The 11,975-nt window shown below is 65.5% G+C and carries 9 protein-coding genes; 1 reads left to right on the top strand and 8 read right to left on the bottom strand.

The window, feature by feature from the left end:
- The first annotated feature begins 24 nt into the window (after positions 1–24).
- A complete protein-coding gene (gene rfaD / locus EPO41_RS20185; RefSeq protein WP_296328795.1) occupies positions 25–1,005 on the top strand; it encodes an ADP-glyceromanno-heptose 6-epimerase in 981 nt (326 codons plus the stop codon).
- Positions 1,006–1,011: 6 nt separating this feature from the next.
- On the opposite strand, the gene EPO41_RS20180 is transcribed toward rfaD, so the two are convergent.
- The 8 genes from EPO41_RS20180 to EPO41_RS20145 all read right to left on the bottom strand — a co-directional run bounded on the left by EPO41_RS20180 (position 1,012) and on the right by EPO41_RS20145 (position 11,854).
- Complete coding sequence (locus tag EPO41_RS20180; protein ID WP_296328792.1) at positions 1,012–2,226, bottom strand: hypothetical protein; 1,215 nt, start codon at positions 2,224–2,226, stop codon at positions 1,012–1,014.
- A gap of 7 nt (positions 2,227–2,233) precedes the next feature.
- The gene (locus tag EPO41_RS20175) at positions 2,234–2,914 is read right to left on the bottom strand and encodes an ABC transporter ATP-binding protein (RefSeq protein WP_296328786.1); all 681 of its coding nucleotides are present in this window, start codon (positions 2,912–2,914) and stop codon (positions 2,234–2,236) included.
- Positions 2,911–4,518: an ABC transporter permease gene (locus tag EPO41_RS20170; protein WP_296328783.1), complete on the bottom strand. Its 1,608-nt coding sequence runs from the start codon at positions 4,516–4,518 to the stop codon at positions 2,911–2,913. The genes EPO41_RS20175 and EPO41_RS20170 overlap by 4 nt, the downstream gene beginning before the upstream one ends.
- A gap of 24 nt (positions 4,519–4,542) precedes the next feature.
- Complete coding sequence (locus EPO41_RS20165) at positions 4,543–5,952, bottom strand: hypothetical protein (RefSeq protein ID WP_296328780.1); 1,410 nt, start codon at positions 5,950–5,952, stop codon at positions 4,543–4,545.
- Between the two features lie 27 nt (positions 5,953–5,979).
- Positions 5,980–7,176 carry a class I SAM-dependent methyltransferase gene (locus EPO41_RS20160; protein ID WP_296328778.1) on the bottom strand — a complete coding sequence of 399 codons (1,197 nt, stop codon included), beginning with the start codon at positions 7,174–7,176 and terminating at the stop codon, positions 5,980–5,982.
- A 21-nt stretch (positions 7,177–7,197) separates the two neighbouring features.
- The gene (locus EPO41_RS20155; protein ID WP_296328776.1) at positions 7,198–8,172 is read right to left on the bottom strand and encodes an NAD-dependent epimerase/dehydratase family protein; all 975 of its coding nucleotides are present in this window, start codon (positions 8,170–8,172) and stop codon (positions 7,198–7,200) included.
- A gap of 86 nt (positions 8,173–8,258) precedes the next feature.
- Positions 8,259–9,698, bottom strand: a complete 1,440-nt coding sequence (locus EPO41_RS20150) for an HlyD family type I secretion periplasmic adaptor subunit (RefSeq protein WP_296328774.1) — start codon at positions 9,696–9,698, stop codon at positions 8,259–8,261.
- On the bottom strand, positions 9,695–11,854 hold the full coding sequence (locus tag EPO41_RS20145) for a type I secretion system permease/ATPase (RefSeq protein ID WP_296328772.1): 2,160 nt from the start codon (positions 11,852–11,854) through the stop codon (positions 9,695–9,697). Before EPO41_RS20145 ends, EPO41_RS20150 begins: the two co-directional genes overlap by 4 nt.
- Positions 11,855–11,975 lie beyond the last annotated feature (121 nt).

The following is an 11,975-nucleotide window of genomic DNA, read 5'->3' as shown; positions in this document are numbered from 1 at the left end:
CGCTGCGCGGGACGAGGAAGAGTCATGATCGTCGTCACGGGTGCAGCGGGATTCATCGGCTCGAACGTTGTCGCCGCGCTGAACGACGCCGGTCGCGACGACCTCGTGCTCTGCGACCGACTGGGACAGGACGATCGATGGCAGAACCTCCGGAAGAGGATGTTCCGCAACTTCGTCTTTCCGGATCAGCTCTTCGAGTTTCTTGCGAAGGCTCGGGATGTCGAGGCCGTCGTCCATATGGGGGCGATCTCATCGACGACGACCCGCGACGGCGATGCTGTGATGCGGGACAATTTCCAGTTCTCGCTCGGGCTGCTCGATGTCTGCGCGTCGCGCAGCATTTCGCTGGTCTATGCCTCGTCTGCCGCCACCTATGGCGACGGCAACCAGGGTTTCACCGACGACCTCCCCTTCTCAGGCCTGCGGAAGCTGCGGCCGCTCAACCTCTACGGCTGGAGCAAGCATCAGTTCGACCTGGTGGTGGCGGAGCGACGGGAACGAGGCTTGCCGCTGCCGCCGAGATGCGTCGGCCTGAAGTTCTTCAACGTGTTCGGTCCAAACGAATATCACAAGGGCGACATGATGAGCGTCGTCGCCAAGAACCACGACCTCGCCGCCGCCGGCGGCGAGGTCGAGCTGTTCAGGAGTCACCGCAGCGACTTCGCGGACGGCGGCCAACGCCGCGACTTCGTGCTTGTCGACGATGTGGCCGACGTCGTGATCTGGGCCCTGAACCACGGCCCTGCGTTTGGCCTGCTCAACGTCGGCACCGGCCATGCGACTTCGTTCCACGACCTGATCGATGCCCTGTTCAAAGCGGTCGGGCGCGAACCGCGCATCGCATACGTCCCGATGCCGGAAGACCTGCGCGATCGCTATCAATATGCAACCGAAGCGCCGCTCGGCGCATTGCGGAACGCCGGCTACCGCAGGGCGTTCACGCCCGTCCCGGAGGCGGTCGCCCGCTACGCCGGCTTTCTTGGTGCCGCCGACCGCTACCGCTGAAATCCGTCAGAGATGATCGCGGATGGAGTAGTAGGCGAGAGACCCCAGCCCCCAGGCGACGAGCCCGACGAAGAAGACGATCGCAATGATGCGCAGGCGGCGTGGATGCAGCGCCTCCTCGGGGAGCTTCGGCTTCACGAAGGCATTGAGATAGAGCTTCTGCCGCATCGCCTCGATGCGCGACTGCTCCGCGAACTGCAGCGCGAAGAGATAGAGCTTCTCGCGGAAGGCCTCTTCAAGCTTCAGCGCCTCGTATCCGCCCATCAGCGCCGTGATCGTCGGGCCGCCGGACTTCTCCGGCGCCGCCTTCCGGCCCTGCGTCATGCCGGCCTGCTGGTCGCGAATGATGCCCTCGATGGCGGCGATCTCGACCCCGAGATGGCGAAGCTGCGGCGAGTTCGGCGCCGACTTGCTGATGGAATTGTACTGGGCCTGCAGCGTCGCCAGCCGCTCACGCTGGTGGGCCTGCAGGTTGATGTCGACCTCGACCGAGCGTCCCGGATCGACCATCTCGGCCTTGTCGCGAAAGTCGCGGACGGCCACCCTCGCCTCGACGAGCCGGCGGTCCGCTTTCGCCACCTCCTCCTCGCCGAACGCGATCGCGTCCTTTTGTGCGCGCGTGGACAGGTCGTTCACCGTCTTCTCGGCGCTCCGCAGCACCGCATTGGCGACCGCCAGTGCATCCTCGGGCGTGAACGCCCGCACCGACACGGAAATGACACCCGTCATGGCGTCGAAGAACGGTTCGACCATGCCGCGCCAGTACTCGGTCTTCCGTTCGATCGACCGCGCGTCGCCAAGCCGGCTCACCCAGTCGACCTCGGCCCGCCGGTAGAGCCGCTCGAAGCCCAGCTCCGCCTCGAGTGCGTCGACGACGTCGCGGCTCCTTATGAACTGGACGATGGTCTGCGAGTCCCAGATCTGGCTCGCCGTCAGCCCGGTGGCGACCAGTGCTCCGGATGGGTTTCCATTGTTGGCGCCGCCCGCGAGAACAGGCTCCGCGGCACGCCGCAGGTTGAAACGGAACTCGGCGACATACTGGTCGGCCGCGAAGCCGTACAGGTAGACGCCGGCAGCGACCGTCGGGACGAGTGCCAGCAGCACGAAAGCCAGGAGATGGCCCTTGATGCCGCGCTTGCGCCGCATGGCAGGCATCGGACGCGCAAGCAGGTCCGGCTCCTCCGCCGTCTCCTTGCGCAGCTGGATGACCCTCTGGCTCATGTGACACTCACCCGCCCGGTTCCGGGACCCTATCAAGGCCCAGGAGCTTCCGATAGTCCGCAATCGCCCCTTCGATCGTCTCGTACATCACGAGCTTGCCGTCGTTGAGGACGGCACCCTTCTCGCAATAGGACCGGATCGTCTCGAAGCTATGCGAAACCATGATCACGCTAGCATGGCGGATCCGCTGCTGGAATGCCTCGTGGCAGCGCGACTGGAAGCGCGCGTCGCCCACTGCCGTGATCTCGTCGACCAGATAAACGTCAAAGTCGATGGCGAGACTGAGGCCGAACGACAGGCGCGCCATCATGCCTGAGGAATAGGTCCGGGTCGGCATGTCGAAGTAGCTGCCGAGTTCGGCAAACTCCTGCACGAACTCGATGGCGGCCCGCCGGTCGACGCCGTAGACACGGGCGAGGAAGATGACGTTGTCGCGGCCCGTGGCGTTGGGATGGATCGCCCCGCCGAACCCCAGAGGGAACGACACGCGGCTGGTGCGCCGGATGGTGCCGCGATCGGGCAATTCCGTCCCCGACAGCAGCCGCATCAGGGTCGACTTGCCCGCGCCGTTGACGCCCAGGATCCCGATGTTCACCCCGTCGGCAAGGACCATGCTCACGTCATCCAGCACCCTGCGGCGGGATTCCGGAGTGCGGTAGCTCTTGTGGACGTGGTCGAGCGTAATCATGCGACCGAGAGCCGCCGGCGGCAGGCACGTTCCAGGCTGAAGCCGATCAGCACGGCGGCAAATCCCCACAGGACGACGTATCCGCGATCCAGCCAGATCGGATGCCAGCTGTCGAAAAAGCCGCTGCGAATCCAGTCGATGGCCTGCAGGACCGGGTTCCAGACGAGGATGTCGCGCACCCATTCGGGCATCTCGGCCGGATTGAGGAAGATGCCAGAGGTGAAATAGAGGGCGCGCACGACGTTCGCGAAGACATGGTCCCACGACTTCACGAAATGGATGATGGTCGCATTGGTCACGCCGATGCCGAATCCGATAACCCAGATCGCGAAGAGCCCGCTGGCCGCGTCGAACACGTCGTTCGGAACCGCGGGCAGGCCAAGCAGAACGAAAGCAGTCAGCACGATGATGGCGACGCAGAACTGGGTCAGCAGCTCGAGCAGACCGCGCGCCAGCAGGACATCGACGTGCTGGACCAGAGGGATCTGCAGCAGGGGGCGGTTGGCGACGAGGCTGTGCTGGACCCCGAAGACCGTGTTGGAAAACAGCAGGTACGGCAGCACGCCGGTGAAGTAGTAGACGATGAGGTTGCTGCCGACGGGCGCCGTTCCGCCGATATGCGTGGCAGCGAACACACTGGCGATCAGCGCCAGATGGGAGATCGGCTCCAGCAGGGCCCAGAGGTAGCCGAGGCGCGTTTCTCCGAAGCGGGTCTGCGCGTCCCGCAGCAGCAGCGCGATCAGGATGCGTCCCTGGCTGGCCACGGCGGCCCGCCATCCCGGCCGGACGGACGGCCTGGCCTGCCAGCCCGGACGCGGCGTGGCCTGTTCTCCCGGTTCACCCGTATCAGGGGGGAGCAGCAGCTCCAGCCTCGCCGCCCGTCGCTTCTCGAGATCCGAGACATAACGGTCAAAGTCGAGATTTCCGGGCGCGAGAGCCCGGGCCTTACGGGCATGGTCGATCGCGGCATCGAGATCGCCGGCCCCGTCATGGATCACGCTTCGGAACCACGCGACCCGGGCGGTCTCGCCCTCGATCGCCTCGGCGGCACGGACCTCGGCCAGGGCGTCGGCAGTCCGGCCGAGATGGTTTAGCAAGCCCGCGCGATGGAGGCGGAACTCCGGATTGGAGGTCTCGAGCAACACCGCCCGGTTCGACGAAGCAAGTGCCCGATGGAATTCGCCCAGCGCCTCGAGCGCACCGGCATGATTGCGCCAGCCCAGCGCCGACTCGGGCGCTCGCTGCAGGTAGATGTCGAGATGATCCAGCGCCTCGCGGTGCTCGCGCAGCGCCAGCAGCCCGAAGATCAACTGGAAACGCGCCTCCGGATCCGCGGGGTCGCGCCCGACCAGCAGGCGCCCCTGTTCGACCGCGGCGGCGAAATCGCCCACCATGAGCAGGAGCGTCTGAGATTTCCTGAGTACGCGATCGTCGCCCGGATTGAGGGCGGCGGCCCGCCGGACGGCCGCGGCCGCCTCCTCCTCCCGACCGGCGAGACGAAGACGCTCGGCCACCACCGCGAGGCCGTAGGCGTTGGCCGGGTCGGCTTCGACGGCTGACAGCGCCAGCGCGAGTTCCTCGTCCAGCCCGTCCGGTGTCGCCATCGGAACTGCTCCCGTCGAGCGGCTCTACGCCGCCGGTTGCGTTGTCCCCGTCTGCGGCAGCCCAGGCTCGGCCGGCACGGTGAAGCCCAGTTTCTCCAGATGCAAGGCCACGTTGCTCTGCAGGTTGTAGGTCGCCAGGGCACGGTTACGCGCTTCCTCGAAGCGGTTACCGCCCCGCTGGATCTTCTGTGCCAGTTCCACATGATTGCCGATGTCGAACGAGACGAAGACCTCGCCGTAGTACTTCATCACTTCGGCGAAAGACCTGTTGCGGGCACAATACAGGTTGGCGCCGCATTCGATCGCGAGCGCGATGACACCGGACATGCTCTGGCCGACCTCGAGATAGGGCAGAGCAACCGCATCACAGCCGCGCAGCGCCTCGATGAAGTGCGGATCCGACAGTTCGCCAATGAAATGGACTCGCTTCAGCAGGTCGTAGGACAGGAGCCTCGAGAGCGTGTCTTCCCTGCGCTCCGCGACCTCCGGGCCGGTGTCCGCTGGCGCAACCGTCCCGCGTCCGAAGGGCATCAGTCGCCGACGGGAGTCGCCGACGACCTCGTCGTTCTTCTCCCTGATGAGCTTCAGCAATGATTCGATGTACGGATCCAGCTGGACATTCTCCGCGACGGAAGCGGGATGCTGTCCACCGAACAGGTAGAGGTGATGGTCCTCCGGCAGTTCCTTCAGCGCGTGGATCAGCGTCTCGTAGCCCTTGTAGGAGGAGATGAATCCGAAGGCGCCGATCACCTTGACGCCGGGCGCAATCCCGTGGCGCTGCCGAAAGGCCTCGACGTCGGTTTTCTCCAGCACGTCGCGCCGCTGGTCTTCCGTCAGGAAGGTGATCGGGAAATCGACCACCTTGTCGAACCTGTAGATCTCCCGGACGATGCGCCGCTCCCGCTTCGTGTGGACCATGATACTGACGTTTGCGGAACGCGAGCGCCGCCGGCAGGCCTCGATGATGCGGGAATAGAGCTTCGCCGCCGGACGCGCGTAGAAAATTTCCGCAAGCATGGCCCGGGTGGCCACGATCGGATGCCCCGCGACGAAAGTCTCGGCGAACTGCCAGAGGACGCGCGGCAGGTAGAAGGTCGGCGGGTTGATGCGATGCATCGTGACGACGACGCTCCGGCAGGCGTCCAGGAGCATCGTCAGCCGACGCAGAACGTCGCTGTCCTTCGCGCCATAGAGACCCGCCTCGAACTGGATGTTCACGTAGTCGTAGCCCGAGAGGCGCGCCGCGATCTCGGCAATATGCCTGTCGCCTGCCGACTGGAAAGCGGGACTGGACCTCTGCAGCAGGAAAAGGTCGAGCGGGATCACATCGCAGTGGACGTACTCCGAGAACTTGTTCCTGAGCACATGGGCGTAGGATGCGTTGCCGCAGCTCTCATTGTAGGAACAGACGATCGCCAGTCTCTTCTGCGTCATGGTCTTTCGGTTCCCGAACGTGATCGCCTATCGGGGAAGCAGGCCGAGCTGGCGGCCCAACTTCACGAGGGGGCTGGCTTCCAGCCGGGCGAGCCGGTCCTCGGCGAGCGCCTTTTCGGCCTTGAGCACGTCTTGGGCCGCCACGGCTTCGCGGAAGGCCTTCTCGCCATGGGCGACGGCCCGCGCCATCGCGGCTTCGGCCGCTTCCTTCTCGGCCTTCAGCGCGTCCTGGACGGCGACCGCCTCACGGAACGCCCGGTCGCCATGGGCCATGACCCGCTCGATGTCGGACACGCCCGGCTGCTCGTCCGGGACGGGCGCCGCACCGGCGAAGGGCAAGGTGCGGCCGCGCAGCCGCGAGGGCCGCGCAGGCGCCGTCGGTCGCAGCTTCACGTAGAATTCGGAGCCATGCCCGGTCTGCGTTGGCGGATTGGACTCGAGCGATTCGATCTCGAAATCGAAAAGGCCGATCTCCCTCAGTTCACGCGCGACTTCGGCAAAGCCGTCGCGGGAGAAGGCCCAGCAATGCACGTCGACATACTCCTGGCTCGCGCGCAACGCCGCGGCGTAGGAGTCGGAGTTGGTGAAGAGCCGCTTGACGTCGGCGAGCGTACGGCCCTCCAGGGGCACGTTCTGGAAGTCGAAGAGATTCTTGAGCCCGTCATAAACCTGCCCCGGTGAAGGCACGGTCTGTCCCAGCAAGTAGGAACTGATGAGCTCGGCTGCATTCGTCTCGCGCCGGAAATACTCGCCGCTGCCCTTGCAGTCCGGCAGCACCATCGCGATCACGCCATCGTCCTTCACGACGGCCCGGACCTGGTAGAGATACTCGAGAAAGTTCGGCACGTGCTCGAAGACATGGCACGAAACGACATAATCGAAGGGAGCCGCCGTGCCAGCGCATTCCTGCAGCGTCTTGCCGATCTCCCAGATGAAATCGAGGCGCTGGACGCGCAGGCCGTGCTGGATTCGGCCGGGATTCGTCCTTTCGCGCTCTAGCAATTGCTCGTAGGTGAGATAGTCACAATAGAGAACGTCGCCTTCCGACTTGGTGACGACCGGCGCCCAGTTCGGCGCGATCTCGAGCCCGCAGCCGGTTTCGAGAGGCAGCAGCCTGTGAACCATGCGCCGCCGGCCGTCGAGCCCGAGCGCGCTCAGCCGCTCCTCGGTGGTCGGTGCCCTCTGTGTTTCCGACGGTATCGCCGGGTCTGTGCTGATCGCCATGGCGTCGATGTATCCGCGGCCTCAAAGGCTCACGGACACCCCTTCGGCACGCGTCGATGCCGATGGCGACTCGCCGTCGAATTCACGGCAGTACCATTCCCAGGTCTCGCGCAGCCCGTCGGCGATGGCGTATCGGCACTCGAAACCGGCGAGACGCATGCGACTGAGATCGTATTCGCGATACTCCTGCCCGTTCGGCTTGGTCGGATCCCATCGCACGCGGTCCGCCATGCCCGTGATCGCTCCCAGCATGTCGACGATCTCGCGGATGCTGTAGACGACGCCGCTGCCGATGTTCACGGCGCCGTCGACGCTTTCCATGATCGTCTGGAACGCGCGGGCGGCATCCCGGCTGTACATGAAATCCCGCTGCGCCGAGCCATCGCCCCAGACGTCCACGCTGCCGCCACTGCGGCGGGCCTCGTGAAACTTCCGGATGAGCGCCGGCACGACATGCCCGAACTTCACGTCGAACCTGTCGCGCGGCCCGAAGAGATTGCAGGAGACGATATAGGCCCACTTGAGACCATAGCTCTCCTCGTAGGCTTCGAGCATCGCCAGCATCGCGCGCTTGGCGTTCGCGTACCCTCGTTCCGACGCATGCGGAATGCCGAAGTGGATCATGTTCTCGCGCAGCGGGACGCCCGGCGGCGGATAGGGATAGACGGCCCCCGTTCCCATGACGGTGATCTTCTCGACGCCATGCCGGCGAGCCGCCTCGACGACGTTCGTGTTGATCATGCTGTTGTCATAGAACGACAGCCCCTGGTTCATCATGTTGCCCAGGATGCCGTAGACCCGGCCGGCCGCATGGAACACGTAGGTCGGCCGCGTGCGGGCGAAAAGCGATTCGGTACTTTTCGAATCGGAAAGATCGCAGTCTCGCCGCAGCACTGGAACGAGGCGAGCAAACCCTTCGCGAGCCAAGTGCTCCAGTAACGTGGAGCCGACCAAGCCACCGGCGCCCGTCACCATGATCACCGCATCGCGCTTCATGGCCCTTGGCCGCCCCCGAGTTAACAATTACCGGTGGCATTATTTGCACGTTATCGACGCGATCTCCAGCACCCAAACGCCGGGAATCAACGCTCCCTCATGCTCTCTTGGCCATGGCGTGAAAGCGGCGACAGCAGGTAACTGATGATGGTGCGCTCGCCCGTCATGATCTCCACCGTCACCGCCATGCCGGGCGCCAGGCTGACGACCTTGTCGCCGACCTTGATCTGGCTGCGATCGAGCGAGATGCGCGCGGCGTAGACGGGGTCCTGCGGCGCGCCCGCGGCACCGGGCATCATGGAGTCCGGCGACCGTCCGTCCGGGAGGTCGCGTGTCGGGTCCGGCTTGATCGCGTCCATCGAGACGCTCTCGACGACGCCTTCCAGCAGGCCGTACTTCGTGAAATCGAAGGTCCTGACCTTGACCGCCGCCCTCTGGCCGATCTCGATGAAACCTATGTCCTGGTTCGGGATCATCGCCAGGATCTCGAGCCGGCTTCCGGTTGGCACCAGAACGAGCAGAGGCTGCGCCGGCGTCACGATCCCGCCGATCGTATGCACGGCGAGCTGCTGGACCACCCCGTCGATCGGGGCCACCAGGGAGCGCTCGCGCGTGCGCTGGGTGGTCTTCACGAGATCCTGGGTCAGAGCGGCGACGCGCTGCTCGGCCTTGGACAGTTCATCGGCGGTCTTGCGCCGGAACTCGGCCTCCACCTGGTCTCGGGTGGCCGTGATCGCCCCCAGCGCCGCGACGGCTTCCGCATGGCGACTTCTCTGGATCAGCAGCTCGTTCTCGGCGCCGACCAGCTCGCCCTGCTCCTGCAGGTAGAGCAGCCTGGAACCGAGATCCTTTTCCATCAGGGCCCGGCGGATCTCGAACCGCTGGCGCAGGATCGGCAACATCGCCTCGATCTTCGCGATGCTGGCCGCCAGCGTCGCGACTTCCTTTTCCTTCTGGACCTTCTGGTTGTCGACCGCTGCGGTCTTGGCGCGGCGTTCGGCAACTTCGCTGGCAAGGAGATGGCGTTGAGCGGCCACCAGGGCCGGGTCCGCTTCCCCGGGCGGTTCGAACTGCGCGACCGGATCGGGCACGTCGGAGAGCAGCGCGCGCAGCCGCGCCACGTCGAGCCGGGCCGCCACCAGGTCGGCCTCGGTGCGTGTGCGTTCGGCGACACTGACGGTCGAATCCAGCTCGATCAGGACGTCGCCCGCCTTGACCGTCTGGCCGTCCTTGACGTGGATCGCCCTTACGATGCCGCTCTCCAGCGGCTGGAGGGTCTTCGTACTGCCGCTCGGGATGATCTTGCCCTGCGCCACGGCGATGATGTCGATCGTGCCGAAGGACGCCCACAGGATCGTTGCGAGGAACACCACGACGATGAGGCCGCTGATCGCCCGCCCGATCGGCGATGGCGGCGTCTCGACGACTTCGAGGGCCGCCGGCAGGAACTCGACCTCGTGGGCATGACGCCGGACCGGCCGCGGTCTCGCGGGCGGCTTGGGCGGCGCAGCGACGGCGTCCGTCATCGGTCGCGCCCGGCCTCGGACACGACCTGGATGCCACCTTGCAGACGATAGAGCTGTGAGTAGCGGCCGCCGGTCCGCATCAGGTCCTCGTGCTTGCCGTCCTCGACGATCCGGCCGTGGTCCATGGTGATGATGCGATCGGCGTGCCGGACCGCCGAGAGGCGATGCGCGATAATGAACACGGTCCGGCCCCTCGCGATCTCGGCCATGTTTTCCTGGATGATGCGTTCGCTCTCGTAGTCGAGCGCACTGGTCGCCTCGTCGAAGATGAGGATGCGCGGATCGGTCACGAGCGCCCGCGCGATGGCCAGCCGCTGGCGCTGTCCGCCTGAGAGGCTGCCGCCGCGTTCACCGACGATCGTGTCGTAGCCCTCCGGCAACTCAAGAATGAACTCGTGCGCGCCGGCGAGCTTCGCCGCGGCGATCACCTTCTCCATGGGCATCGCCGGATCCGTCAGGGCAATGTTCTCGTGCACAGAGCGGTTCAGCAGCACGTTTTCCTGCAGCACGAAGCCGACCTGGCGTCGCAGCCAGGACGTGTCGACGAGAGCAAGGTCGACTCCGTCGATCAGGACGCGGCCGCTTTCGGGGACGTAGAGCCTCTGGATCAGCTTCACCAGCGTGCTCTTGCCCGAGCCCGACGAGCCCACGATGCCGACGGTCTGGCCGGCCGGCACCGTGAAGTTCACGTCGTGAAGGATCTGCGAGCCGTCCACGCGGTAGCGGAAGCTGACATGCTCGAACGCCACCTCGCCGCGGATCGGCGGCCGCACCACCCGGGTCGGATTGTAGACGGTCTCGGCCGGGGTGTTGAGGATGTCGCCCAGCCGCGCCACCGACAGCCTGGCCTGGTGGAAGTCCTGCCACAGCTGGGCCAGGCGCAGCACAGGCTGGCTGACGCGGCCGGCCAGCATGTTGAAAGCCACCAGCTCGCCCACCGACAGCGAGCCGGTGATTACGAGCTTGGCGCCGAAATAGAGCGTCGCGGAGACGACCAGCTTGTTGACGAGCTGCACCGCCTGACTGGCGTAGTTGCCGAGGTTGGTGACGCGGAAGCTCGCGGCGACGTAGCCCGCGAGCTGCTCCTCCCAGCGCCGCTGCATCTGCGGCTCGACCGCCATCGCCTTCAGGGTCTCGACGCCCGTCGTCGTCTCGATCAGGAAGGCCTGGTTCTCGGCGCCGCGCCGGAATTTCTCGTCCAGTAGCCGGCGGAAGAACGGCGTGGCACCGGCCGAGATGGCGACATAGACCGGCAGCGAGCCGATCACGATGAAGGTGAGAAGCGGCGAATAGACGAACATCACCGCCAGGAAGACGACGGTGAAGAAGAGGTCGACCACCAGCGTGAGCGCCGAGCTGGTGAGGAAGTTGCGGATGTTCTCGAGTTCCTGCACCCGCGCCACCGAATCGCCGGCGCGGCGGGTCTGGAAATAATTTATCGGCAGCGCCAGCAGATGCCGGAACAGCCGCGCGCCCAGCTCGACGTCGATGCGATTGGTCGTGTGCGAAAAGAGATAGGTGCGAAGTCCCCCCAGGATCGTCTCGAAGATTGAGATGGCGACCAGGCCGAGGATCAGGACGTCGAGCGTGCTGATCACACGGTGCGACAGGACCTTGTCGATGACGACCTGGAAGAAGAGCGGCGAAACCAGTGCGAAGACCTGCAGGAAGAACGAGGCAACGAGCACCTCGCCCAGCAGGCCGCGGTACTTGGCGATGGCCCCGGCGAACCAGCTGATGTCGAACCGGCGCGTCAGGCTGGAGAGCGCGCTGCGCCGCGCCATCAGCACGATCCGGCCGTCCCACACCTCCTCCAGTTCCGCCTGCGTCATCACCCGGGGACGGGCGGCCGTGGGTTCCTGGACGAGGACCCTACCCTCGTCGATGTCGACCTGGCCGATCAGCAGGAAACTGCCGTTGCGCAACGCAGCGATCACCGGCAGGGGCGTATGGGGTAGCCTGCTCCACTGGGTGCGCACCACCCGGGTCCTGAGCCCGAATTCCTTGCCACAGCGCACCATCTCGGTCACGCCGACTGGCCGCGCCGCGAACCGGTGCCGGATCTGATCGCCGTCGGCCGCCACCCCATGCAGGCGCATCAGCATCACCAGGGCGATGATGCCGGGATCGTTGGGCAGCTCCTTGTCGGGATCCATGGCTCTGGGTCGCGCCTCCACCCGCTTCAACACCACGAATATTGTATTGTGTTTCCGCAGGCAAAAGTTAGATTTCTTACCGTACGGCCGGGATGCCCGTACCGTGAGACTCGGAGGGCGC

The organism is Reyranella sp. (assembly GCF_004297265.1).
Lineage (GTDB): Bacteria > Pseudomonadota > Alphaproteobacteria > Reyranellales > Reyranellaceae > Reyranella.
Note: the sequence above shows the minus strand (reverse complement) of the source record. Positions and strands in the feature narration are given on the sequence as shown.